The sequence below is a fragment of the Sediminivirga luteola genome, from assembly GCF_014639315.1.
Classification (GTDB): domain Bacteria; phylum Actinomycetota; class Actinomycetes; order Actinomycetales; family Brevibacteriaceae; genus Sediminivirga; species Sediminivirga luteola.
On sequence record NZ_BMFY01000001.1, the window covers coordinates 278,195 to 303,025 of the forward strand.

Genomic DNA, 24,831 nt, shown 5'->3' on the forward strand with positions numbered 1-24,831 from the left:
CGCGTGACGAAATCCATCGATTGAGACGAGTTCGAGGGGTCCATGGGGAAGAACAGCCGGTCCGGCGGTAAGAAGAAGGGCAATCCCAAGGCAGACGCGCACGAGCGCGAGGAGGCCGCCGCGCGCCGTTCGGCCGCGCGGGAGAAGGCGCGGCAGATGGCCGAGGCGCAGGCGCGCAAGGAACAGCGGACCAAGCTGTTCGTCCGCAGCGCGATCGCCGTCGTGGTGGTCGCGGTCCTCGTGGTGGTGGGCGTCCTGGTGTGGCGGGCCGCCCAGCCGGGGATGACCCCCAGCGCCGCGGCCGACGGCGGCGTCACGCTGGTGCAGGGCGATGAGCTCGTCGCCTCGCCCCTCGTCGACGACGCGGACATCCCTGCCGGCCTGGCCAAGCCGACCGCCGACCAGCTCACCGAGGGCGCCCCGCACGTGAAGGTGGTCCTGGACTTCCAGTGCCCTGCCTGCCAGGCCTTCGAGCTCACCAACGGGGAACTGCTGAGCCGCATGGTCGACGACGGCGCCATCTCGCTGGAGTACAACGCCATCTCCTTCCTGGACTCGACGTCCGGCGGCAACCGCTACTCCACCCGCGCGGCGAACGCCTCCCTGTGCGTGGCCGACTCCCAGCCCCAGACGTACATGGACGTCGTCATGGCGATGTTCGTCAATCAGCCCGGCGAGGGCGAGAGCGGCCGTACGGACGATGAGCTCTTCGCCACCCTCGAAGGCGCCGGCGTTGACCTCGACCAGCCCATCGCCACCAGCGGCGAGGGCGAGGACCCGGTCTCGGTGCGCGAGTGCATCTCCGAGGAGGTCTTCTCGGGCGCGGTGTCCGACAACACCCAGAGCCAGTCGGAGCAGGGTTACACCTCGACGCCGACGGTGCTCATCAACGGCGAGCGCTTCGAGCAGTGGCAGGACCCGGGCTCTTTCGCCGCCGCGATCATCGCCGCCAGCGAGGGTGCCGCCGCCGACGCCGCGGAAGAGGCCGCCGATGAGGAGGGCGCGGCTCCGGAGGGCGCCGCGCCGGAGGATGAGCAGGCGCCCGCCGAGGAAGGCTCCGAGTGATCCATCCGGTCTGAGACCGTCAGTGCGGCGGGGTCTGCCGGGCCGCGATGCCCGGCGGGCCCCGCCGCTTCTGTGCCGGACGCTGTACGGGCGTGCGCCCGGGATCTCAGGTCGGCCCTGGTGCCGGCGATGCCGGCCTCGCCTTGCGCTGATCGGTCTTGTGCCGGGCGGAGGGGTCTCGGCTTTGCGCCGAGGAAGTTGCGCCGCTTCGGCGCCGGGCGAGGAGAAGCACATCGTGCCCGCGTGGGGTGCCTCGGGCCTGCACCTGCCGGATGAGCGTGGCGCGGGGTGGGTCGACGGCCGCGACCGACCCCGCGACTCGTGCCTGCCGGGTGCGCGTGGCACACGTCTGAGGACGTTGCGCGTTTCAGCGACGTTCGCCAGGTGCAGTAGACTTCCCTTCCGAAGTCCCGCCGCCTTAGCTCAGCTGGTAGAGCAACGCTCTTGTAAAGCGTAGGTCGTCGGTTCGAACCCGACAGGCGGCTCCAATGAAAAAGGCCCCTCACCTGGAAACATCCGGGTGAGGGGCCTTCGTGTTCCGATGACCCCGGGTCTCCATCCGGATGCGCCCGTTCCCGGTGCCTGCCGCGCATCAGCGGCGGCGTGGCCGATCCGATCCCTGCCGCGCGCCAGCGGCCACACGCCAGCGGCGCGACGCCTGATCATGCGCTCCGGCCGGCGGTCCGGCGACCTGATCGCGTGATGCTCCCGGTTCATCCTTTCAGAAAATGATCTCTTGAATCTCCGGGTCGGCGGTGCTAACAATAATAAACACGAAAGTGAGCCAAACGCTCACAAATGTGCAAATCCCGCCGATGCGAGGCGGGCGATCATCGCGCCACTGATCGTGGCGGGTTCATGGGCACCCCGGGACGATGGAGACCGGCCCGGTGCCCGCGGCTCCTCAAGCGCCACAACGACGTTGCGGCTTGAAAGGCGTCCCATCATGTCACCACCCGTATCCCTCAATCCGATCCCGGTCGCGGCGGGCGAGCCGCCCGCGGCGATCGCCGACAACCCTGTCATGCAAGCCCTGACCTGGGCCGCGACTCACTTCATCGGACTGTTCCAGGCCTCCGGGGAAACCTTCGTCGGCCTGGTCACCGGCATCCTCCCGGTGCTGATCGTCCTGCTCACCCTGATGTTCGCCATCACCACCTGGGTCGGCGAGGACCGGGTCACACGGATCGTGCAGTGGGCCGGTCGCTATGCCATCACCAGGTACACCGTGATGCCGGTCCTGGCGGTCATCCTGCTGACCAACCCGATGGCGTACTCTTTCGGCGTCTACCTGCCCGAACGCCAGAAGCCCGCCTTCTACGACTCGGCGGTGTCCTTCGTGCACCCGGTCACGGCGTTCTTCCCCCACGCCAATGCCGGCGAGATCTTCGTCTGGACCGGGGTCTCGGCCGGAGTCCTGACCGCGGCGCCGGACAAGTACCCGTTGCTGGCGTTGCTGTACTTCGTGGTCGGGATCGTCGTGATCCTCATCCGCGGCATGGTCACGGAGGGCATCACCCGGTTGCTGATCCGCAGGCAGGGCCTCACCGAGGTCTTCGACGAGTACGACCGGGCGTTCCTCCAGGCACGCGGCCGGCGGGCGGCCTCCACGGCGCCCGCCGGCGGGGAAGCAGGTGCGGCATGAGCTATCAGGGAGTGTTCGTGCGTCCCGGCGGGGGCGGCTGGGGCCGGGGCCTTCACATCCGGCCCAGCGAGGAGAAGAACCTGATCGTCTCGGTCACCGGCGGAGGCATCCACCCGGTCGCGGCCCGCATGGCCGAGCTCACCGGTGCTGAGGTCGTCGACGGCTTCACCACCAGCGTCCCTGAGGAACGCATGGCCGCGGTCGTGATCAACTGTGGCGGCACGGCGCGCATCGGGGTATACCCCAAGAAGCGGATCCCGACCATCGACGTGTACCCCGGGGAGCCCTCCGGCCCGCTGGCGCAGTTCATCACCGATGACATCTTCGTCTCGGCCGTGGGCGTGGGGGAGATCGAGCTGAGCGACGGCGAACCGGTGTCCCAGGTGGCCCGTGCCCCCGAAGGCACCGCCGTCGCCGGTGCCGGAAGCGCCGGGACCGCCGAGCGCATCGCCGCGGCGAAGGCGAAGGCCGCCGCCGACGATGCGGGCCGGGGTGGCATCGTCGGCGTCTTCTCGTCCATGGTCACCGGGTTCGGCAACGTCATCGGCGGCATCATCAACACGCTGCTCTCGGCGGGCCGGAAGACCTTCCAGCTGCTGCTGCAGACGATCCTGCCGTTCATGGCCTACGTCAGCCTGCTGATCGGCATCGTGACGTACACGGGACTGTCGGATCTGATCGCCCACGGCGTCACGCCGCTGGCCGGCAACCCGGTGGGCCTGGTGCTCCTGGGGGTCATCACCGGCCTGCCGTTCCTGTCGCCGATCCTGGGGCCCGGCGCCGCCATCGCCCAGGTCGTCGGCGTGCTGATGGGAACGCAGATCGCCTCCGGCGCGCTGCCTGTGCCCTATGCGCTGCCCACGCTGTTCGCCATCAACGGGCAGGTCGGCTGTGACTTCGTGCCGGTCGGACTCGCGCTCGGGGAGGCCAAGCCCGAGACGGTCGCCGTCGGCGTCCCCGCGGTGCTGTTCTCCCGGCTGTTCACCTCGCCGCTGGCCGTGCTCATCGCCTGGCTGGGCAGCTTCCTGCTCATCTGACCCCTAGGAGGAAACGTGACCACCATGACGACCTACTACAGCAGCACAGTCTCCGAGGTGGGCGCCGATGCGGCGGACATGCTCGACGGCGGCGTCGCCATCTTCTTCGGCACCGGATGCCCGCCGGCCCTGGCGGAGGTGAGCATCGTGCACCGGGCGGACACCGAGCTGCACCGGGACCCCCGCCCGGGGGACGTCCTCCGGGTGGGCGACACCGCCGTGGAGCTGACCAGGGTGGGCGAACGGGCCGGTGAGAACCTGCGCACGCTGGGGCACATCGTGGTCTACACCGATCCGGAACCGGGGACCTCGCTGCTGCCGGGCGCCGTGCATGCCACCGGACGGCTCGCCGTCCCGGAGCCCGGCGCAGTGATCCTCCTGGAAGGGGAATGACATGGATACCGGATTCGCCTTGCTGCTCGGCGCGGCGCTCGTGGCGAGCATGCTGATGGGCCTGTGGCAGTACCGCGCCTACACCGGCGCCGCGCGGCGGCTGCAGAACCGCTACGCCGGACGAGACCGGCACTACCTGGTCTCCGGCCGCGCCCGGGGACCGCTGCGCGGGGCGATCGTGCTGCTGGTCATCGACGCCGGCACCAAGACCGTGGTGAACGCCGAGGCCATGGTCGGTGCCAGCGCGCTGGCCCGGTTCAGGCCGCGCCCTGAGCTGGAGGGAAGCGTCTCCGGCCTGCAGGGGCGCACCGGCGATGAGAAGCTCCGCGAGGCGCTGCGCGGCGCCGTCGAACAGTACCGGCTCATCCGAAAGGGCGGTTCCGCCGCCCGGCCGGCGGACATGATGAGGAAAGGCTGAGCGCCCATGAGCTACACACGCAAGCTTCTCGACCGTCAGGCGGAACTCGGCCGACCGGTGCGCGTCGGGCTCGTCGGCGCCGGACAGATGGGATCCGGATTCATCGCGCAGATCGCCAGGCAGAAGGGCGTCGACATCAGCGCGGTGGCGGACATCGACCCCGCCCGCGCGGTCGAGGCGCTGCGCGCGGCCGGCATCGGCGAGGTGACCCGCGAGGGTGATCTGGCCGCCCGGATCGAGGCGGGCGGACACGTGGTGGTGGCCGATGCCGTCGAACTGACCCGGTTGCCAGTCGACATCGTCATCGAATGCTCGGGCGTGCCGGACGTCGCCGCCCGGGTGGCATTCGCGGCGCTGCTGGCGGGCCGGCACACGGCGCTGATGACCGTGGAAGCCGATGTCACCGTCGGCCTCCTGCTGAGCCGGATCGCCGCGCAGACCGGCGCCGTCTACACGGTGTGCCGCGGCGACGAGCCGGTGGAGTGCCTCAAGCTCGTCGAATACGTCCAGGACATCGGACTGGACGTGGTCTTCGCCGGCAAGGGGAAGAACAACCCGCTCCGGCCGCAGGCCACCGCCGAGGAGCTCACCGAGGAAGCCCGCACCAAGGGGATGAACCCGCGGATGCTGTGCAGCTTCGTCGACGGCACCAAGACCATGATCGAGATGGCCGCGCTGGCGAACGCGGCCGATCTGCAGCTGACCCAGCGGGGACTCACGGGACCGGCGGCCACCGTCGGCACCCTGCACGAGGTGTTCCGCCCGGTCGCCGACGGCGGCGTGCTGGAGCGGCACGGCGTGGTGGACTACGCGACCGGCCCGGTGGCTCCCGGCGTGTTCGTCATCGGCCGCACCGACGATCCCGTGGTGCGCGAGGAGCTGGAGTACCTGAAAATGGGATCGGGCCCGTACTTCTCCTTCTACCGTCCCTACCATCTGGCCAGCGTCGAGGCCGTGCTCTCCATCGGCGAGGCGGTCTGCGACGGCCAGTCGTCCCTCGCCCCCGTGGTGTGGAACGCCGAGGTCACGGCGGTGGCCAAGCGGGACCTCACCGCCGGCCGCCGGCTGGAGGGCATCGGCGGCGCCGATGTCCGCGGTGAGGCGGTCCCGGCCGCGGAGGCGCGCACCGGCGGCGAGCTGCCGGTCGGGCTGGCCTCCGCCGCCACCCTGCGCGCCGACGTCCCCGCCGGCCGGCCGGTCCGGTACCAGGACGTGGACCTCGACGAGAGCAGCACCATCGTCCAGCTGAGACGGCTGCAGGACGGCCTGCTGCGCACCGGGACCCTCACCGCCGGCCCGCTCGCGGAGGTGCCCGCATGAACGCCCCGAAGATCGCCGAAGACGCCGGCCGCGCCAGGGAGAGCCTGCGCACCATGTGGCGGATCCGCCGGTTCGAGGAGGCCGTGGAGGAACTGTACGGTCGCGGTCTCATGCACGGCACCATGCACCTGTCCATCGGCCAGGAAGCAGTGCCCACGGCGGTGTGCCAGACCCTCAGACGCGACGACTACATCACCTCCACGCATCGCGGGCACGGGCACTGCATCGCCAAGGGCGCGGATCCGGAGTCGATGATGGCCGAGCTCCTGGCCAAGGAGACCGGTTACTGCCGGGGACGCGGCGGTTCCATGCACATCGCCGACACGGCGACCGGGAACCTCGGCGCCAACGGCATCGTCGCCGGCGGGGTGCCCATCGCGGCAGGAGCGGCGCTCTCGGCCTCCATGCGGGGCACCGACCAGGTCGCGGTGTGCTTCCACGGCGACGGGGCCCTGGGTGAGGGAGCCTGGCACGAGGCCGTGGTGCTGGCCGCCATGTGGCGGCTCCCGGTGGTGTTCCTGTGCGAGGACAACCACTACGGGATGTCCATGTCCAGCCGCCGCGCGTTCGGGCTCGCGGACCTTTCCGACCGCGCTCGCGGTTACGGGATCCCGGGCGTCTCCGTCGACGGCAACGACCTTCAGGCGGTGCACGATGCCGCGGCCGAGGCGGTCGGACGGGCACGCGCCGGAGAGGGGCCGAGCCTGGTCGTGGCCACGACGTACCGCTGGCGGGGGCACTCGAAATCCGATAAGAACCTCTACCGCACGCGGGAGGAGATCGAGGAGTGGCGGGCGCAGGACCCCATCGTGCGATTCGAGCGCGCGGTCCTGGAAGCCGGCACGCTCACCGCGACGGACCTCGAGCAGATCGGCCAGGAGGTGCGCTCGGAACTGCGGACGGCCGTCCAGCGGGCGCACGCCGCCCCGGACGCCCGGCCCGACGATCTGCTGGAGTCGGTCTACGCGGAGGTGGACGCATGAGCGAGATGACGTATGCCGAGGCGGTGCGGTCGGCACTGGCCATCGCGATGGAACAGGACGAGCGGGTCTTCCTGATGGGCGAGGACGTGGGCACCTACGGCGGCGCCTTCGGCGTCACCGGCGACCTCATCCATCGCATGGGCGCGCAGAGGATCCGGGACACCACGATCAGCGAACTGGGCATCGTCGGAATGGGCGTCGGCGCGGCGATGACCGGCATGCGGCCGGTGGTGGAGATCCAGTTCTCCGACTTCAGCGCGCAGGCGATGGACCAGATCGCCAATCAGGCGGCGAAGATCCACTTCATGCTCGGCGGGGCGGTATCTGTCCCGCTGGTCATCCGCGCACCTGGAGGGTCGGGCACCGGCGCCGCCGCCCAGCACTCGCAGAGCCTGGAGGCCTGGTTCACGCATGTGCCGGGCCTCAAAGTGGTCATGCCGGCCACCGCCGATGACGCCAAGGGCCTGCTGCTGGCAGCCATCGACGATCCCAACCCGGTGGTGGTCCTGGAGCACAAGCTCCTCTACCGGACCAGCGGTCCGGTGCGGGAGGGCGCCGAGCGGACGCCGCTGGGCGTGGCCGCGGTGCCGCGGCGGGGGACCGATCTGACCATCGTCGCCACCGGTGTGCAGGTCAGCCGGTCGCTGGAAGCCGCGGAGCAACTGGCGCAGGAGGGCATCGAGGCGACGGTCGTGGACCCGCGGACGCTCAAGCCCCTGGACGAGGAGACCATCGCCGCGGAGGCCATCGCCACCGGCCGGGTACTGCTGGTGCAGGAGGCCGTCCGGACGCTGGGCTTCATGTCCGAGGTGGCGGCGCTGTTGTCGGAGGGCGAGGCGTTCGTGCACCTGAAGGCGCCCATTCGCCGGTTGACCGGCCTCGATGTGCCGATTCCCTACGCACCCCAGCTGGAACGCGCCGTGGTGCCGCAGGTGGAGGACATCGTCGCTGCTGCCCAGACGCTGGTGAGGGAGTGGTGAGATGCCCGAGCTGCCGCTGACGATGCCGAAGATGTCCATGACGATGGAGGAGGGCACCGTCGTTTCGTGGCTGAAGGCCCCCGGTGACGAGATCCGCGAGGGCGAACCGGTCTGCGAGGTGGCCACCGACAAGGTGGACATGGAGGTCGAATCGCCCTACTCCGGCACGCTGGCCAGGATCGAGGCCGAGATCGGGGACATCCTCCCGGTGGGTGAGACCCTCGCGTTCATCACGACCGACGCTGACGATCTCCTCGGCGGCCTCCTGGATGTCCCCGGCCCGGAAGTCCCGGCAGCCGAGCCGGGGGTTGCCCCGTCTGGGTCGACGGTTACCGCGGCCGAGTCCGAGGCATCCAAGGGGTCAGCCGGGCTTGAGGCAACGGGAGGATCGGCGACGATCCCTGCCGCAACCGGTGGGCCGCGTAGTTTTGATGACTCGGCGGCGACCGCGGGCGAGTCCGCCGCGCCGTCAGAGACCGCTGCGCTGTCTCCGGTCGCGGCTGGAGCCACGGTTCCATCTGGAACCGCCGGCCGGGTCCCGTCCGTGCCGGCGGCGCGTGCGCTGGCGGCCAGGCACGGCATCGACCTCGCCTCGGTCACGGCCACCGGCCCTTGGGGCGCGGTGCGCCTGGCCGATGTCGAGGCAGCGGTGGCGGCGCCGCCGTCGGCGTCCCGGACGGACGACCGCCGGGCCCGCACCCGCAGACGCGTGGCCGAGGTGATGACAGCCTCCGCGGCGGTGCCCCAGTTCACGGTGTTCGCCGAACTCGACCTCTCCCGTGCGGAGAGAGCGCGGCATGATCTCCTCGCTGGCGCCGGCTGGACGGCTCTGCTGGTCCGCGCGCACGCGCTGGCGCTCCTGGAGCATCCCAGCCTGCGCGCGCACTGGGGCGAGGCGGGCCCCGCGCCGGATGAGGGCGTGGGGGTGGCGCTCGCGGTGGACTCGCCTGCCGGCCTGCTCGCACCCGTCATCGGCGACCCCCAGGACCGCACGATCGCAGACGTCTCCGCAGCGGTGCGGGACGTGGTGACCCGGGCCCGCGACGGCGGCCTGCGCCCGGAGGACCTGGCCGGCGGGACCACGGTGGTGTCGAACCTCGGCGGCTTCGGCGTCGAGCGCTTCACGGCGCTGCTCACGCCGCCGCACGCCACCGCGCTGTCCGTGGGGGCGGTGGCGCAGCGCCTCGTCGTGCACCCGGACGGGTCCTTCGGCCCCCGCCTGGGCTGCACCGTCGGCCTGACCGTCGATCACCGGGTGGCGGATGGCGCCGACGCCGCCCGCTATCTTGAGACGCTCGCGGCACTGCTCTCCGATCCCGTCCGGCTGAGATGAACGCCGACGGCGCGTGCGCTGGTGGCCGAGGCGCGGCATCGGCCTCGCCTCGGCCACGGCCACCGGCCCCTGGGGCACCTCCGCTCGGTGCGCGGGGTCGAGGTGCTTATATCGCCGCCGCGCTCTTAGACCGTCACTCTCCAGGCCTGGGCGGCGACGACGTAAGGGCGCGGCGACGACATAAGGGCGCAGCGGCGACGTAAAGGTGCGGCGACGGCACGAAGGCGCAGCGACGACGTGACCCGGCCGGGCACATGCGCCATCGGCGTGTGCCGCATGGCCGCCGCCGGAGCCCGGGCACCGCTGCAGCCTCCGCTGGGCGCCCGGCCGCGCCGGGGTCCCCTTACCTCAGCCGTCCAGCAGGTGCTCGGCGAGGTCGAGGTCGGTGATGAGGACGTCGACGAGACCTCCGCGCAGGGCGCCCAGGGTCCCCTGTGCTTTGCGCGCGCCGGCCGCCACGCCGACGACGGTGGGGATGGTGCGCAGAGCGTCGAGCTCGACGGCGATCACGCGTTCGTTCACCGCCGAGTCGACGACCTTCCCCTCCAGGTCGAAGAACCGCGTGCAGCAGTCGCCCACGGCTCCCGAGGCCTCGAACGCGGCCCGCTCGTCCGGGTCGAGGCGCATGGAGTCGATGATCGCCGCGGAGGCGCCAGCCCCCACCTGCCCGATGCCGACGACGGCGCACTGCGCGCCGCTGGCGGCTTCCAGCACGGAGGCGATGGCGGACTCGCGCATCAGCGCATCGCGGGAGACGACGGACTCGACCACGGCGGGAGCGTACAGCCGGCGATGGCGGGCGCCGAGCTTGGTGGCCAGCAGCCGCACGAGCACATTGCCGTCCCTGGCGGAGTCGACGCTGGAGAGCCCGCCGACCAGCGGCAGGATCTCCACGCCGCCGTGCTCGGCGGACGTGCTGACGGCATCCACGACCGCTTGCACGGAGGCGCCCCAGGACAGCGCCACCGCGCCGTCGGACGGCAGGTTCTCCAGCAGCCATTGGGCGCCCAGCGCGCCCACCCGGGACAGCTGCGTCTCCGGTGTGCCGCGGCCGGCGACCCGCGCCGCGCGCAGCCCGTACCGCGCGATGAGCCTGTCCTCGATCTCAGGGACGCGGCCGAAGGGATTGTTGATCCTGATGTCCACGATCCCGGCCCGCCGGGCGTCGGCCAGGATCCGTGAGACGTTCGACCGGGAGACGCCCAGCGTCCTGGCGATCTCCGCCTGGGACCTGTTCTCCAGGTAGTACATGGTGGCTGCCGCGACGAGCACCGCCTGGTCACGGGGTTGCGGCATGCCTGCCTCTCCTTCGAACGGCCACATCGGTCACATCCGGACAGTCTACGTACGGCCGGGGCGCTCGCGCTGAGCCGGCTCGTACGAAGGGTACCCTGGCCTGCCAGCTGGTAGCGTGACAGGCATGTCCGTCTCCGAGCTCTCGCCCTCGGCGCAGAACTATCTCAAGGTCATCTGGAGCCTGAGCGAGTGGTCCGATGAACCCGTGACCCCGACCGGCATCGCCGCCCGCTCCGGCGTGCGCCTGTCCACCGTCTCGGACGCGGTGCGCAAGCTCGCCGAACAGGGCCTGGTCGAGCATTCACCCTATAAGGCGGTGGCGCTCACTCCCGCCGGCGAACGCCACGCGCTGGCGATGGTGCGCCGGCATCGGCTGATCGAGACGTTCCTGGTCCAGGTGCTCGGATACACCTGGGACGAGGTACACGATGAGGCCGAGCAGCTCGAGCACGCCGTCTCCGATCTCATGGTCGACCGCATCGACGCCCTGCTGGGCCGGCCCACGCGGGATCCGCACGGCGATCCGATCCCGTCCGCGGCCGGCGTCGTGGAACAGCCCGAGGCGACCGCCCTGGCCACGGCCGCGCCGGGGGAGCGGGTGCGCGTGGTGCGGGTGGCCGATCACGACCCGGCGATGCTGCAGTACTTCCACGAGCGCGGCGTCGTGGTCGACGCGGTGCTGCTGGTGGCCGAGAGCGCGCCGTTCTCGGAGGTGACCCAGGTGCGGGTCGACGGCAGGGACGAGCCCATCGGGCTCGGCCGGCAGGCGGCTCAGTCGGTCTGGGTCTGCCCGGTGGAGCCGGCTGCGTCCTGATCGCCGTCTCCGGCCGGGGAACCGGCGCCGGCCGGATCGACGAAGCTCAGCTGCGGCAGCTTCGGCTGGCGGAAATCGCCGGAGGAGACCCCGCGGATCCTGCGCCCCACCCACGGCGCCAGATGCTCGCGCACCCACCGGCTCTCCTCCGCCACGGCCTGACGGACCGGACGCGGCGGACGCGGCGGGATCGGATGCCCGTGACTCGGCAGGGGTCGTCCTTCGAGCACGGCGAGCGCCTCGTCGGCGACCAGGGCGTGACCGCTGGAGGTCAGGTGCAGCCGGTCCTGAGACCAGTGCGTCGCCCCCTGCAGTTCACGGATCGCCCAGAGATTGAGGACGTCGGCGCCGTGCTGCTGGGCAATGGACCAGATGTTGGCGTTGTAGATCCCGATCCGGCCTCGCACCGCTTTGAACACCGGCATGTGCTTGGTGTCGAAGCCGGTGCCCAGCAGCACCCGGATGCCGGCCTTCCGCAGCGTCGCCACTGCCTCCTCCAGGAGGGAGGAGAGCGCGTCCACATCGGCCTTGGGGCGGATGCAGTCATTGCCTCCGCCGATGAGGGACACCAGATCGGGTTTGAGTTCCAGGGCTCGGGGGAGCTGCTCGTCGACGATCGCCGCCAGCAGCCGGCCGCGGATGGCCAGATTGGCGTACCGCAGCCGGGGGCTTCCGATGGGGCTCTGGGTTAGGTGCTCGGCGAGCCGGTCGGCCCAGCCCCTGAACCGGTCCAGCTGTTCGGGGTCGTCCCCGGGGGCCGGGTCGTTGAGCCCCTCGGAGAAGGAGTCGCCGAGGGCGCAGTAGCTCGTGATCCGCTCGGGAAGCGGCGGATAGTCATCCAGCATGAAACCCAGGCTACTGCAGCGCCCTGACAGCGCCACCCGATGCCTGCGCTGCGATCAGCGGACGTGCACCGGCCATGCGGTCGGCTGTCCGCCGGATGTGACAGCATGGTGCCACCCGCCCGAGCCGAAGGAGGACGTCATGAGCGGAACATCCGGTGCCCTTGCCATCGTCGGCGGCCGCGTCGTCCCGGTGGCGGACGAGCACGGCCACCGGAGGGAACCCCTGGACGAGGGCACCGTGCTCGTCCAGGACGGCGTGATCACCGCCGTCGGTGCCGAGGTCACGCTGCCGCCGGGCTGTGAGGTGGTGGACGCGTCTGGGCAGTGGGTACTGCCGGGATTCGTGGAGCCGCACGCCCACATCGGCTTGCACGAGGAAGGGGAGGGCGCCGCCAGCAACGACGCCAATGAACAGTGGAACGCCGACGCCGCTATGCTGCGCGCCATCGACGGCATCACCCCGCAGGACATGGGTTTCCGCGATGCGCTGCGCGGCGGGATCACCACCGCCGTCGTGAAGCCGGGATCCGGCAACCCCATCGGCGGCCGGTCCGCGGCGGTGAAGACCTGGGGCCGGATCGTCGAGGAGATGCTCGTCTCCCAGGACGTGTCGATCAAGAGCGCGCTCGGGGAGAATCCCAAGCGGTTCGGTGAGCACCGCTCCCAGCGTCCCTCGACCCGGATGGGCACGGCAGCGGAGCTGCGGCGGGCCTTCGCCGCGGCCGCGGACTACCTGGCCGAGCGGGAGGCCGCGGCCGCCGAGGGGCGCCATCTGCCCAGGGACCTGGTGAAGGAAGCGCTCGCGGAGGTGCTCTCCGGCCGCCTGGCCTGGGACCAGCATGCGCACCGGGCCGACGACATCGCCACGGCGGTGCGGCTGAGCGAGGAGTTCGGCTACCGCCTCGTGCTCAACCACGGCACCGAGGCGCACCTGCTGGCCGACTACCTGGCCGAACGGGACATCCCGGTGATCTACGGGCCGCTGTTCACCAGCCGCAGCAAGGCGGAACTGCGGGGCCGCGCCATCGCCAACGCCGGTGTCCTCGCCCGCGCCGGGCTGACCCTGGCGCTGACCACCGACCACCCCGTCGTGCCCATCGACTTCCTGGTCTACCAGGCCGCCATCGCGGTCAAGGAGGGGCTGGACCCCGTCGTCGCGCTGGAGGCGCTCACCGTCAACCCGGCCACCATCTTCGGGCTCCAGGAACGGGTCGGATCCCTCGCGCCGGGACGCGACGGCGATGTCGTACTCTGGAGCGGCGACCCCCTCGACGTGCGCCAGCGCGCGCTGGCGGTGTACATCGCGGGGACGCCCGTCTACCGGTGGGACGCGGAAGCCCGGCGCCCGGTCTACGCCGAGTTCCCCGCCGCGCCCGCCCCCATACCCCAGCAAGCCGGCTGACCGCCCGCCTCGGAGAGGAACGTGTCACAGGACGAGCCCGCATCCGCCCGCCCCTATCAGGGCGGCGCTGTGCCCGGAGAGCCGGTCGCGCCCGGCAGGCCGGACGTGGTGGCCGATGGCGCGGCCGACACCGTTCCGGTCCCCGCCGTGCCGGCGAAGGCCTCGAACCGGAAGCCTCCGTCCGGGCGCCGCAGGGGCGCGCAGGGCGCGCCGCGTCCGGGGGCCCAGCCCGGGCGAGCGCAGAACGTGGCCCTCGTCGCGGCGGCGGCGCAGACCCGCCGCGCCGAGCGCATCGCCCGTCGCGCCGTGACCCGGCTCGTGGTGAACAACGAACCGGCCACCGATCCGCTTCCGGTGGTGGAGACGCTGCGCGGAACGCCGTACTCGCGGCCGGTGGAGGCGCAGGAACCCGATGGCGAGCGGGCCCGGCAGATCCTCCACTTCGCGGTGGAACTGGGCAAGATGATGCTCCGCGCGGGTGCGGGCACAGCGGACGTGGAGAGCACCGTCGCGGCCGCCTGCGCGGCGTGCGGCCTCAAACGGGCACAGGTCGACCTGACCTACCAGTCGCTCATCGTCCACCACACCACCGCCGACGGCCACCCCATCACCGTGATGGGGATCAACCGGGGCGAGTCGCTGAACTTCGCCCGGTTGCGCGCGGTGCACGCCCTGGTGAGCGATCTGGTGGACGGGCACCTGGAGTTCGAGGATGCCCAGGCCCGCCTGGACGCCATCAAAGCGCAGCGCAAGCCGTTCAGCAACGGCATCGTCTCCCTCGCCTGGGGCGTCCTGGCCGCGGGCCTGATCATCCTGATCGGCGGTTCCTGGGTCTCCGTGACCCTGGGCGCGCTGACCACGATCTTCGCCGACCGGATGGGGCGCATCCTGGCCAAGACCGGGATGCCGTTCTTCTTCATCGCCTTCCTGGCCACCTGCGCGAGCATGCTGGTGGCGATGACGGCGTTCCAGCTGGAGCTGATCAGCAGGCCGCAGTACATGGTCGCCGCGGGGATCGTCGTGATGCTGCCCACCATGACGCTGCTCTCCGCGGTGCAGGACGCGCTGACGAACTTCCCGCTCACCGCGGCCGGGCGGATGGTCCAGGTGATGATGATCTTCGGCGCGCTGATCTCCGGGGTCGCGGTGGGCCTGATGATCGGCGCGGCCTTCGGCATGCGCGAGATCGAGGTCATCGTCGGCGGCCGGGAGACCGGGGTCCTGACGGTGCTGGTGGGCGTGCTGTGCTCCGGCGTGGTCGCCGCGGCCGGCGGTGTCGCGCAGCAGGTGTCCAAGCGGCTGCTGCTGCCGGCCGCGCTGGTGGGCATCCTCGGGTACCTGGCGCTCACCGCCATGTCGGAACTCCGGGTCGGCAACATCCTGACCACGCTGGTGGCCTCGACCGTGGTCGGCCTGGTCGCCCGCCCGCTGGCGCTGCGGATGGGAGCGCCTCCGATCGTGCTCATCATCCCCGGCATCTTCCCGCTGCTGCAGGGCCTGGCGATCTTCGCCGGCGCCTATGAACTCGTCACCGGGGAGGCGTCCCTCGCCACCGCCGGAGCGAATCTGGTGGCAGCGGTGCTGGCCAACGCCGCCATCGGCGTGGGCGCCGTGTTCGGCAACTTCCTGGCCCAGCCGCTACGCAAGCGGCGGAAGAGCCCAGGAGACCGGGCTCGCACCCTGAGCAGTTAGCAGTTCGTTGGCCCGGGAGAACGGCCGCGAACCGAAGAACCCGCGTGAGGCTGACAGCGGGCTCGGATGGGCAGACTCGATCCGGGGCACGTCCCCGAGCAGCCCGCCCAGCCGCTGGGCGTCGCGGCCCCACAGGATCGCCACCAGCGGGCCGCCCCGGGCGGCCAGTGCCCGGATCGCCGTCTCGGTGACCTCCTCCCAGCCCTTGCCCCGGTGGGAGGCCGGTTGCCCGGGCCGGACGGTGAGCACGCGGTTGAGCAGCATGACTCCCTGGTCCTGCCACGCCGAGAGATCGCCGTGCTCGGCGCGCGGGATGCCCAGATCCGCCTGCAGCTCCGCGTAGATGTTCTCCAGGGAACGCGGCAGCGGGCGGACGTGGGAGTCCACCGCGAAGGACAGGCCGATGGGGTGCCCCGGGGTGGGATACGGGTCCTGACCGACGATGAGGACGCGGACGCGGGCGAGCGGGAGCCGGAACGCCCGCAGGATGTCCTTGCCCGCCGGCAGATAGCCGTGACCATTCGCGTTCTCGGCCCGGAGGAAGTCCCCGAGGGCGGCGATCCGGCCCGCCTGCGGTTCGAGGACCTCCGCCCAGTCCGGCGCGATCGACTGTCTCCAATCCGGCCGCCGCGCTTCGTCCGCGGCGCCGTTTCCCCCGTTCGTCTCGCTCATGGACACCACAGTAATGCGCCCGCGCGGGAACGTGCCGGGCGCCGCCGATGCCGCCTCTGCCCGCCGGGGCCCGCCGGCGCACCCCCGCGGGGTGATGCCGGCGATGAGCGGCTGGCGCTAGAGTGTGGAGCACTTAAGCGGAAACCAGCGGAACACGCGGTGCGCAACAAAGGAGTTGAGCGATGAGCACTATCGGATGGATCGGTCTGGGCAATATGGGAGGCCCGATGACCGCCAACCTCGTCGGGGCCGGGCACGAGGTGAAGGGCTTCGACCTGTCGGCACAGGCGCTCGCCGCCGCGGCGGAGCGCGGCGTGAACGCGGCGGCCTCGGCTGCCGAGGCGGTCGCCGGCGCCGAGATCGTGTTCACCATGCTGCCCCGCGGCGAGCACGCCCTGGCGGCGTACCGCGGCGAGGACGGCATCTTCGCCAACGCCGCCCCGGGCACGCTCCTGGTCGACTGCTCGACCATCGACGTCGCCTCGGCGCAGACCCTGCACGAGGAGGCAGCCGCCGCGGGCTTCTCGTTCCTGGACGCCCCCGTCTCCGGCGGCACTGCCGGGGCCGAGGCTGGGACCCTGACGTTCATGGTCGGCGGCGCCGACGCCGATGTCGAGCGCGCCCGGCCCTTCATCGAGCCGATGGCCCGGACCATCGTGCATACCGGCGGGCCCACCACCGGGCAGGCCACCAAGATCTGCAACAACCTCATTCTCGCGATCAACCTCATCGCCACGGCCGAGGGCACGGTCCTGGCGGACCGGCTCGGCCTGGATCACGAGATGTTCCTCTCCGTCGCCCGCGCCTCATCCGGGGACAACTGGGCGCTGCGTACCTGGTACCCCTATCCGGGCGTGGTGGAGTCCTCCCCGGCCAACCGGGACTTCGCGCCCACCTTCACCACGGACCTGCTGCGCAAGGACCTCTCCCTGGCGCTCGCCGCGGGCCAGGACACCGGCACCCCGCTCGCCTTCGGGGAGCGGGTCCAGGAGTTGCTGGACCAGGTGGCCGATGCCGGTTTCGGCGGGAAAGACTGCTCCATCGTCCGCAGGGTCGTCGACGGTTCCCTGGAGACCTGACCCGCCCCGGGGGCCCGCGACCGCTCCCGCAAGGAGCGTGATGCCCCCGGGCCGGGAACCCCGGGCGGCCCCGGGTTGCTCCACCGGCGCGAAACAGCCCGGGCGCTGCTGGCCGGCAGTGCCCGCAGCGCGGGCGCCCGGGACCCGGGCCGCCACCGCTTGGCACGGCGCCAGCCCCTATAGTGGGACGCGCGTAGCACAGGACCGTCGCAGACGACGCAGGAACGTCGCGAAACGACGCCGAGCAGAAGGATTCCCCATGACGGAGACACCGCAGATCGATAAGACCGAATGGCAGATGCTCATCGGCGGCCAGTGGGTGGAGGCCGCCTCCGGCCAGCGCGCCGATGTGATCACCCCGATCAACCGCAACACGGTCATCGCCACGGTGCCCGAGGGCGGCCCGGAGGACGCCGACCGTGCCGTCGCCGCTGCCCGCAAGGCATTCCCCGCCTGGGCCGCCCTGCACTTCAAGGAGCGCCAGCGGCTGCTGAACAAGGCCGCCGACGCGCTGGCTGCCCGCACCGAGGAGCTTGCCGCCCTGACCGCCGTGGACACCGGGAACGCGATCTCCACGCAGGCGCGCCCCGAGGCGGGCATGCTGGTCGAGCTGTTCCGCTACTTCGGCGGCGTGGCCGGTGAGGTCAAGGGCGTCACCCTGCCGGCCGGCGATGGCCAGCTGCAGTACACCCGGCGTGAGCCCCTGGGCGTCGTGGCGGGCATCCTGCCCTGGAACTCCCCGCTCATGATCGCCGGGTTCAAGACGCCGGCTGCCCTGGCCGCAGGCAACACGCTCGTGCTGAAGGCCGCCGAGGACGCGCCGCTGACGATCCTGCTGATGGCGGAGATCGTCAACGAGTTCCTGCCGGAGGGCGTGCTGAACGTCGTCACCGGCAAGGGCAGCGTCATCGGCGAGGCCCTCGTGGTGCACCCGGGCGTGGATAAGGTCTCGTTCACCGGGTCCACCGCCGTCGGCAAGCACGTCGCCGAGGTGGCCGGCGCGCGGCTGGCGCACTCGTCGATGGAGCTCGGCGGCAAGTCGCCCAACATCATCTTCCCCGACTCCAATGACGAGGCCACCCTGGATCAGGTGCTCCTGTCGACCCGCTTCGCCCGCCAAGGCCAGTCCTGCACGATGGGTTCGCGCCTGTTCCTGCACGAGGACATCTACGAAGACTTCCTGGGCAAGCTGGTGGACCGGATCGCCGGGATGAAGGTGGGCGATCCGCGCGAGGAGTCCAGCGACATCGGCTGCGTGATCAACCAGAAGCAGTACGACCGGATCGCCGATTACATCGCCTGGGGCAAGGCGCAGTCCGGCGTCGAGGTGGCGTACGACGGCTCCGATTCCCTCCAGGTCGGCGAGCCGGGCTTCTACCATGCGCCGGTCGTCTTCTCCAGGGTCCGCAATGACTGGAAGACCAGCCAGGAGGAGATCTTCGGTCCTGTCCTGTCGGTCATGCCGTGGCGTACCGAGGACGAGGTCATCGAGATGGCGAACGACTCCGAGTACGGCCTCGCCGCCTACGTCTTCTCCAAGGACATCAACGCGGCGCTGAACGCCGCCCACCGGATCCAGTCCGGCTGGGTGCAGATCAACCAGGGCGGCGGCCAGGTCGTCGGCCAGGCCTATGGCGGCTACAAGACCTCCGGCTTCGGCCGCGAGGTGTCGCTCGAAGGCATGCTGGAAGGCTTCACGCAGATCAAGCAGATCAACGTCAAGCTCTCCTGAACGTCCGGGACCCCCACCGTCTCTGCAGGTCGGAGGCGGTGGGGCGCCTATCACTCCCGATGAAGTGACGCCGCCGCCCCGCTGCCATAGGGTGTGCGCCCACCTCCCGCGCCTCCCGCGCCTCCCGCACCTCCCGGGGTGAGATGCCATCGGACCGCCGGACGCGGGGCTCCGCACGTCCCGCCCGTCCCTAGGCGAGGCACAATTGGACCGCCGGACGTCAGCGGTCGCCCGCCGCGATCAGGCTCGCCGGTGTGGCCGCCCGGATACCTGAACCCCCACGGCTGTTTTCCGAAATCCTCCGCTGATGAGGCGTGGATTCTCGAAACAGCCGTGGGAATTGGCCCGCCGGCGGTCTATCGGGTCCGCTGGGGCGGACCGGCGCGGGCAGGGGGCTGCGGCGTTCTTCCTCCGGCAGGGTGTGCGAATGACAACGCTGTAACTCGCCCGTAGAATGGAAGCCGTGAGCCACGCGATGCACGAACCCGTACCTGACGCCGTCGAGGCGCAGCTCTCGGAGCGGGATCAGGAGATCCTCGCCTTCGAGCGGCAGTGGTACCGCTACGCCGGTCAGAAGGAGCGGGCGATCCGCGAGAAGTTCGGCCTCTCGTCCACCAGTTACTTTCAGATCCTCAACTCCCTGCTGGACGATCCGCGTGCCCTGGCCCATGACCCCATGCTCGTCAAGCGCCTGCGCCGGATGCGCCAGGCGCGTCAGGCGCAGCGCACCGCCCGCCGCCTTGCCAAGCGGGCCTGACGGGGCTGCCGATGCCTGAGAACCCCGGCGAACGCCGCGCAGCCCACCGTGAGCGCAGGGACGGCACGGGGGCGACTCCCATCGTCGTCGTCACAGTGCTCGCCATCATCGCCGTCGTGCTGATCGCCGGCGTCGTCAACATCATCCGGCTCTCCGCCGGCAACCCTGAGGATCTGGGCCCGGCGGCCCAGGAGGAGTCCGGCGTCTCCGACGACGAGCTCCCCGAGGGCGGGGAGCAGCAGGACTCCGGTGAGGAGAACGAGGCCCCGGTGGAGAAGACCGCGGAGGTGACGGTGCTCAACGGCTCCGGGGTCAGCGGCGTGGCCGCCACGTACAGCGACCTGCTGGGCCAGAACGACTGGAACGTCGTCGAGACCGGGAACTACAGCACCCCCGACAGCACCTCCACGGTTTACTACTCCGCCGAGGAGTTCCGCGCGCAGGCCGAGCTCCTGGCCGAGGAGACCGGAGCGCCGGACGTGGAGCAGTCCGCGGAGTTCTCCGGGGATGTCACGCTCGTCGTCTGCTCCGACCTGGCGAGCACTCAGCCCGGTGAGACGGGTACGGACGCGCCGGGCACAGGAACCGCGCCCGGCGGCGGCACGGGCGCCGACGAGCCGGAAAGCGGCCTGGGCAGCCCCTAGCGACTGCTTCGGCCTCCTCAGCCCCGCCCGCTCGCCTCCGGGTTCTGTCCGCTTTTTCCACCCGGCGTCTCATGGCGGCGTGCCGCCGTTGCGGGCGCTTTTCGGCTGCTGGCGAAGAACGTCTCATGGGCCCGTGCCGGGCGCCGCTCATATTTGCACTCGCAGGGTGGGAGTGCTAAACCTAGAGTTAGCACTCGTGAAGCCGGAGTGCTACACCACCGAGGCAGTGAGGGCTGTGCGCCGGCGTGGCATGGATCGCCCACGTGCAGCTCGTCCGTCGCGGGCACTGACGGTGGCTGACGAAGAACACCCGTACCTCGGGAGGACAGCAGCCAAATGGCAAAGATGATTTCGTTCGATGAGGACGCACGACGCGGACTCGAGCGGGGACTGAACACCCTCGCTGACGCCGTCAAGGTCACCCTCGGGCCTCGCGGTCGCAATGTGGTCCTGGAGAAGAAGTGGGGCGCCCCCACCATCACCAACGATGGCGTGTCCATCGCCAAGGAGATCGAGCTCGAAGATCCCTGGGAGAAGATTGGCGCCGAGCTCGTCAAGGAAGTCGCTAAGAAGACCGACGACGTCGCCGGTGACGGTACCACCACCGCTACCGTCCTGGCCCAGGCCCTGGTCAAGGAGGGCCTGCGCAATGTGGCTGCCGGCGCCGACCCGATGGCGCTCAAGCGCGGCATCGAGAAGGCCGTCAAGGCCGTCTCCGAGCAGCTGCTGAACGCCGCCAAGGACGTCGAGACCAAGGAGCAGATCGCCGCCACCGCCGGTATCTCCGCCGGTGACCCGGCCATCGGCGAGCTGATCGCCGAGGCGATCGACAAGGTCGGCAAGGAAGGCGTCGTCACCGTCGAGGAGTCGAACACCTTCGGTCTGGAGCTCGAGCTCACCGAGGGCATGCGCTTCGACAAGGGCTACATCTCCGGTTACTTCGTCACCGATGCGGAGCGCCAGGAGACGGTGCTGGAGGATCCCTACATCCTCATCGTCAACTCCAAGATCTCCAATGTGAAGGACCTCCTGCCGACCCTGGAGAAGGTCCAGCAGTCGGGCAAGCCGCTGCTGATCATCGCCGAGGACGTCGAGGGCGAGGCCCTCGCCGTGCTCGTGGTCAACAAGATCCGCGGCACCTTCAAGTCCGTCGCGGTCAAGGCCCCCGGCTTCGGTGACCGCCGCAAGGCCATGCTCGCCGACATCGCCATCCTCACCGGTGGCCAGGTCATCTCCGAGGAGGTTGGTCTCAAGCTCGACAACGTCACGCTCGACCTGCTCGGCACCGCCCGCAAGGTGGTCGTCACCAAGGACGAGACCACCATCGTCGAGGGTGCCGGCGACGCCGACGAGATCGCCGGCCGCGTGCAGCAGATCCGGGCCGAGATCGAGAACTCCGACTCGGACTACGACCGGGAGAAGCTGCAGGAGCGCCTGGCGAAGCTGGCCGGCGGCGTGGCGGTCATCAAGGCCGGTGCCGCCACCGAGGTGGAGCTCAAGGAGCGCAAGCACCGCATCGAGGACGCGGTGCGCAACGCCAAGGCCGCCGTCGAGGAGGGCATCGTCGCCGGTGGTGGCGTGGCTCTCATCCAGGCCGGTCAGAAGGCGTTCGACACGCTCTCGCTCTCCGGCGACGAGGCGACCGGCGCCAACATCGTCAAGGTCGCCATCGAGGCGCCGCTGAAGCAGATCGCCACCAACTCCGGCCTGGAGCCGGGCGTCGTGGCCGAGAAGGTCCGCTCCCTCGATCCCGGTCACGGCCTGAACGCCGCGACCGGCGAGTACGAGGATCTGCTGGCCGCCGGCGTCAACGACCCGGTCAAGGTGACCCGTTCGGCCCTGGAGAACGCCGCGTCCATCGCGGGCCTGTTCCTCACGACCGAGGCCGTCGTCGCCGACAAGCCGGAGAAGGCCCCCGCGGCCCCGGCCGGCGGCGAGCCGGACATGGGCGGCATGGGCTTCTAGATCCCAGCCTGACCGCAGCTAGTGCGAAGGGGCGGCACCCTCACCGGTGCCGCCCCTTCGTCGTGCCCGGGCGCGACGGCATGGGCGTTCTGGCGTGAACGAGCAGTCCGTGCCCCGCGCCCGCAGCACCCCGGGGCCCGCAGACCCCGCTACGTCGTCACCGCGCCCGTACGTCGTGGTTCCCCATCCATGGGCAGCGACGACGTACGGGCGCAGCGGCGAACCACCGACGAACAGGCTGCGCCATGCGGGCCTGGATCAGCCGCTGACGTGCACGATGCCGCCGATGAGCGCGGCGACCCCCCCGGCGTAGGCGAGAGTGATCATCAGGATGCGTGCCACCCGCACCGGAACGATCCGCGCCAGGCGCTCGCCGATCAGCTGTCCGGCGCCGATGCACAGGGCGATCCCGAGCCACATGGGGCCGGGCAGCTGCGGCCAGGCATCGGCTTCGAAGAGCAGCTTGAACGCCAGGGACGAGATGCCCATCATGATGAGCACCGGCTGCATCGTCGCCGCGAACCGTTTCTGCTCCCAGCGGGTGAGCACCGCGTAGACGCTGATCGCCGGCCCGCCGACTCCGGCGGCGGCGTTCATGAACCCGGCCGTCAGTCCGGTCGCGCCGGTCACCGGGAGCGTGCGGTGGATCTCGCGTCGCAGCCACGGCGTGAACAGGGAGGCGCTCATCGCGATGATGATGAGGATGCCGATGACGATCTGCATCAGCCCGTCGTCCAGGACCGCGCCGAGCCAGGCCCCGGCCACCACGCCGACGGCGGCGAACGCCATCAGCCGCCAGGCCGTCCGCCACTCCGCGTGCCGGTAGGTCTGCACGCAGACGATCGCGGCGGAGACCGCGCCGCAGAGGTTGACCAGCATGACGCCGCTGATGGGGCCGAAGAGAAGGACCATGAAGGGAGCGACGATCAGCGCGAATCCCATGCCTGTCAGGCGCTGGGACATGGCGCCGACGAGCACAGCGAGGAGCCCTAGGACGACGATGACCATGAGCCAAGCCTAGAGCGTCCGGCCGCGCATCTTTCCGCGCCCCCCGGCCAGGACCGGATCGGCGTGCCCGCAGCATGCCGCCATGCGCGCCGGTCCGCTTCCCGTGTGCCGCAGGCGGGATGCCAACGGGTCGCGGTGACCCGGGACACAGCAGTCACCCAGCTTCAGGGAGGACACTGGAGCGGAGGAACGAACCGGTACTATGGCTGCCAAGCCGATCTTCGAGGTTTTCATTCAATGGTTGTTCTCTTCTGGTGCCTACTTCTTGCAGTCGCGGCCTTCGCGGGAATCTCCTTCGTCCGTTCCCGGGGCCTGGAGCGGGAGCGGCAGCGCGAGGAACTCGAGCGCGTGAAGCAGACCGCGGAGGAGGATGTCACCCTCTTCGGCGAGGAGCTCTCGGAGCTGGACGTCGTCACCGCCACCGCGGAACTCGATGCAGCGGGCCGGCAGGATTACCAGCGGGCGCTCGACTCCTACGAGACCGCCAAGCAGATCCTGGATGCCGTCTCCAAGCCGGAGGACATCAAGCACGTCACCGAGGCCCTGGAAGACGGCCGGTACGCGGCAAGCTGCGTTCAGGCCCGGGTCGAGGGCCGTGAGCTTCCCACCCGCCGCCCGCCGTGCTTCTTCAACCCCCAGCACGGCCCCTCGGTGCAGGACGTCGACTGGGCCCCCGCCGGCGGTCAGCTGCGTCCGGTGCCGGTCTGCGCCGCCGATGCCGAGCGGGTCGAGTGCGGGGCGGAACCGGCCGTGCGCAAGGTCCGCGACGCGGATGGTGTCTCGCGTCGTGCCTATTGGGAAGCCGGACCCGCCTACGCCCCGTACAACCAGGGCTACTTCAACTCCTACGCCGGCTCGGGGCTGCTGCCGGGCGTGCTGCTGGGCGCGATGATGTTCAACGGCTTCGGCATGGGCTGGGACGGCGGCGCCGCAGACGCCGGTGCCGGGGACATGGGCGCCGGGGACGGGGGCTTCGGCGAGGGCGGTTTCGGCGACGCCGGTGGCGATATGGGCGGCGACTTCGACGGTTTCGGCGACCTCGGCGACATCTTCTAGCGGACGCCCCACGTCCGGGTCCCTGGCGCGGGCTGCCACCGCGAGGGCGCCGGACGATGCGGCAGGAGAGCCATGAGGACCGTTACGCTCACTCCAGGAAGGCACTGGCGCCGATGACCGAGCACAGCACCCCCGGCGGGTTCCCGGCGAACTCCGCCCCGGCGTCGGGCACGGCCCGGCTGGTTCTGGCGGAGGTGACTTCGGACCCGATCGATCCGGCACGCATGCGCGAGGCCGTGCGCGTCGAGGCCGCGGGGGCCGTGGTGACGTTCGAGGGCGTGGTACGCGATCACGACGCCGGGCGCACCGTCGTGGCGCTCGACTACGAGGCGCATCCGGCCGCGGAGCGGCTGCTCCGCGAGCTTCTCACCGATCTGGCGGCGGAACTTCCGGTGGAGGCGTTCGCCGTGAGCCATCGGGTGGGGGCGCTGGCGATCGGCGATCTTGCCTTCGCAGTGGCCGTGTCCGCCGCGCACCGCAAGGAGGCCTTCGCCGCCTGCGCCGTCCTGGTGGACGAGGTCAAAGCACGGCTGCCGGTGTGGAAACGCCAGCAGTTCGCCGACGGCACGGCCGAATGGGTCGGCGCCGCCTGAGAAGGACTCTGCCCGAAAGGGCGAGCGCACCGGATCCGCCTGCCGTGAGATGACGTTCCGCTTCCGCGGGTGACGGCCGCCACAGCGCCGCCGTCTAGTCTG

Annotated in this window: 23 protein-coding genes and 1 tRNA gene; 20 read left to right on the forward strand and 4 right to left on the reverse strand. The window is 70.8% G+C overall.

Features of this window, described 5'->3' with window-relative positions:
* The first annotated feature begins 42 nt into the window (after window positions 1-42).
* From IEW13_RS01260 to IEW13_RS01305, 10 genes are all read left to right on the forward strand, one after another.
* Window positions 43-1,065, forward strand: coding sequence for a DsbA family protein (locus tag IEW13_RS01260; RefSeq protein WP_188549097.1), 1,023 nt, complete (start codon window positions 43-45; stop codon window positions 1,063-1,065).
* A 412-nt stretch (window positions 1,066-1,477) separates the two neighbouring features.
* Window positions 1,478-1,553: transfer RNA gene (locus tag IEW13_RS01265), tRNA-Thr, on the forward strand.
* 458 nt (window positions 1,554-2,011) lie between these two features.
* A complete protein-coding gene (gene srlA, locus IEW13_RS01270) occupies window positions 2,012-2,710 on the forward strand; it encodes a PTS glucitol/sorbitol transporter subunit IIC (RefSeq protein WP_229744847.1) in 699 nt (232 codons plus the stop codon).
* Window positions 2,707-3,747, forward strand: a complete 1,041-nt coding sequence (srlE, locus tag IEW13_RS01275) for a PTS glucitol/sorbitol transporter subunit IIB (protein WP_188549098.1) — start codon at window positions 2,707-2,709, stop codon at window positions 3,745-3,747. The genes srlA and srlE overlap by 4 nt, the downstream gene beginning before the upstream one ends.
* A gap of 24 nt (window positions 3,748-3,771) precedes the next feature.
* Window positions 3,772-4,140 (forward strand): PTS glucitol/sorbitol transporter subunit IIA, encoded by a 369-nt coding sequence (locus IEW13_RS01280; RefSeq protein ID WP_188549227.1) that lies wholly within the window; start codon window positions 3,772-3,774, stop codon window positions 4,138-4,140.
* A gap of 1 nt (window position 4,141) precedes the next feature.
* Complete coding sequence (locus IEW13_RS01285) at window positions 4,142-4,558, forward strand: transcriptional regulator GutM (RefSeq protein WP_188549099.1); 417 nt, start codon at window positions 4,142-4,144, stop codon at window positions 4,556-4,558.
* Window positions 4,559-4,564: 6 nt separating this feature from the next.
* On the forward strand, window positions 4,565-5,878 hold the full coding sequence (locus IEW13_RS01290; protein ID WP_188549100.1) for an NAD(P)H-dependent oxidoreductase: 1,314 nt from the start codon (window positions 4,565-4,567) through the stop codon (window positions 5,876-5,878).
* Window positions 5,875-6,861: a thiamine pyrophosphate-dependent dehydrogenase E1 component subunit alpha gene (locus IEW13_RS01295; RefSeq protein ID WP_188549101.1), complete on the forward strand. Its 987-nt coding sequence runs from the start codon at window positions 5,875-5,877 to the stop codon at window positions 6,859-6,861. The genes IEW13_RS01290 and IEW13_RS01295 overlap by 4 nt, the downstream gene beginning before the upstream one ends.
* Window positions 6,858-7,841: an alpha-ketoacid dehydrogenase subunit beta gene (locus IEW13_RS01300; protein ID WP_188549102.1), complete on the forward strand. Its 984-nt coding sequence runs from the start codon at window positions 6,858-6,860 to the stop codon at window positions 7,839-7,841. The genes IEW13_RS01295 and IEW13_RS01300 overlap by 4 nt, the downstream gene beginning before the upstream one ends.
* Before the next feature lies 1 nt (window position 7,842).
* Entirely contained in the window at window positions 7,843-9,174 is a 1,332-nt protein-coding gene (locus IEW13_RS01305) for a dihydrolipoamide acetyltransferase family protein (RefSeq protein WP_188549103.1), read from the forward strand.
* A gap of 348 nt (window positions 9,175-9,522) precedes the next feature.
* Here IEW13_RS01305 and IEW13_RS01310 read toward each other — a convergent pair whose 3' ends face one another.
* Complete coding sequence (locus IEW13_RS01310; RefSeq protein WP_188549104.1) at window positions 9,523-10,470, reverse strand: sugar-binding transcriptional regulator; 948 nt, start codon at window positions 10,468-10,470, stop codon at window positions 9,523-9,525.
* A gap of 124 nt (window positions 10,471-10,594) precedes the next feature.
* Between IEW13_RS01310 and IEW13_RS01315 the strand changes: the two genes are divergently transcribed.
* Complete coding sequence (locus tag IEW13_RS01315; protein WP_188549105.1) at window positions 10,595-11,284, forward strand: metal-dependent transcriptional regulator; 690 nt, start codon at window positions 10,595-10,597, stop codon at window positions 11,282-11,284.
* Here the strand turns inward: IEW13_RS01315 and IEW13_RS01320 are convergent.
* Complete coding sequence (locus IEW13_RS01320) at window positions 11,242-12,129, reverse strand: SGNH/GDSL hydrolase family protein (protein ID WP_188549106.1); 888 nt, start codon at window positions 12,127-12,129, stop codon at window positions 11,242-11,244. The two genes, IEW13_RS01315 and IEW13_RS01320, sit on opposite strands and share 43 nt — an antisense overlap.
* 139 nt (window positions 12,130-12,268) lie before the next feature.
* Here IEW13_RS01320 and IEW13_RS01325 point away from each other — a divergent pair, with 139 nt between their 5' ends.
* Both IEW13_RS01325 and IEW13_RS01330 read left to right on the forward strand, forming a co-directional pair.
* Complete coding sequence (locus IEW13_RS01325; RefSeq protein WP_188549107.1) at window positions 12,269-13,531, forward strand: amidohydrolase; 1,263 nt, start codon at window positions 12,269-12,271, stop codon at window positions 13,529-13,531.
* A 21-nt stretch (window positions 13,532-13,552) separates the two neighbouring features.
* Window positions 13,553-15,223, forward strand: a complete 1,671-nt coding sequence (locus tag IEW13_RS01330; protein WP_188549108.1) for a threonine/serine exporter family protein — start codon at window positions 13,553-13,555, stop codon at window positions 15,221-15,223.
* Here the strand turns inward: IEW13_RS01330 and IEW13_RS01335 are convergent.
* Entirely contained in the window at window positions 15,170-15,895 is a 726-nt protein-coding gene (locus tag IEW13_RS01335; RefSeq protein WP_188549109.1) for a uracil-DNA glycosylase, read from the reverse strand. The genes IEW13_RS01330 and IEW13_RS01335 overlap by 54 nt on opposite strands.
* Window positions 15,896-16,077: 182 nt before the next feature.
* Here IEW13_RS01335 and mmsB point away from each other — a divergent pair, with 182 nt between their 5' ends.
* The 5 genes from mmsB (at window position 16,078) to groL (ending at window position 22,072) form a co-directional block, all read left to right on the forward strand.
* The gene (gene mmsB, locus IEW13_RS01340) at window positions 16,078-16,974 is read left to right on the forward strand and encodes a 3-hydroxyisobutyrate dehydrogenase (RefSeq protein ID WP_188549110.1); all 897 of its coding nucleotides are present in this window, start codon (window positions 16,078-16,080) and stop codon (window positions 16,972-16,974) included.
* Window positions 16,975-17,233: 259 nt separating this feature from the next.
* On the forward strand, window positions 17,234-18,706 hold the full coding sequence (locus tag IEW13_RS01345) for an aldehyde dehydrogenase family protein (RefSeq protein ID WP_188549111.1): 1,473 nt from the start codon (window positions 17,234-17,236) through the stop codon (window positions 18,704-18,706).
* A 454-nt stretch (window positions 18,707-19,160) separates the two neighbouring features.
* Window positions 19,161-19,463 (forward strand): DUF3263 domain-containing protein, encoded by a 303-nt coding sequence (locus IEW13_RS01350; RefSeq protein WP_188549112.1) that lies wholly within the window; start codon window positions 19,161-19,163, stop codon window positions 19,461-19,463.
* An 11-nt stretch (window positions 19,464-19,474) separates the two neighbouring features.
* On the forward strand, window positions 19,475-20,107 hold the full coding sequence (locus tag IEW13_RS01355) for a LytR C-terminal domain-containing protein (protein ID WP_188549113.1): 633 nt from the start codon (window positions 19,475-19,477) through the stop codon (window positions 20,105-20,107).
* Window positions 20,108-20,443: 336 nt separating this feature from the next.
* The gene (gene groL / locus IEW13_RS01360; RefSeq protein ID WP_188549114.1) at window positions 20,444-22,072 is read left to right on the forward strand and encodes a chaperonin GroEL; all 1,629 of its coding nucleotides are present in this window, start codon (window positions 20,444-20,446) and stop codon (window positions 22,070-22,072) included.
* Between the two features lie 258 nt (window positions 22,073-22,330).
* Here groL and IEW13_RS01365 read toward each other — a convergent pair whose 3' ends face one another.
* Window positions 22,331-23,080: a sulfite exporter TauE/SafE family protein gene (locus IEW13_RS01365; protein ID WP_188549115.1), complete on the reverse strand. Its 750-nt coding sequence runs from the start codon at window positions 23,078-23,080 to the stop codon at window positions 22,331-22,333.
* A 237-nt stretch (window positions 23,081-23,317) separates the two neighbouring features.
* On the opposite strand from IEW13_RS01365, the gene IEW13_RS01370 reads away from it, so the two are divergent.
* Together IEW13_RS01370 and IEW13_RS01375 are read left to right on the forward strand one after the other, a co-directional pair.
* On the forward strand, window positions 23,318-24,136 hold the full coding sequence (locus tag IEW13_RS01370; protein WP_188549116.1) for a hypothetical protein: 819 nt from the start codon (window positions 23,318-23,320) through the stop codon (window positions 24,134-24,136).
* Window positions 24,137-24,249: 113 nt separating this feature from the next.
* Window positions 24,250-24,729, forward strand: a complete 480-nt coding sequence (locus tag IEW13_RS01375; protein ID WP_188549117.1) for a molybdenum cofactor biosynthesis protein MoaE — start codon at window positions 24,250-24,252, stop codon at window positions 24,727-24,729.
* Window positions 24,730-24,831 lie beyond the last annotated feature (102 nt).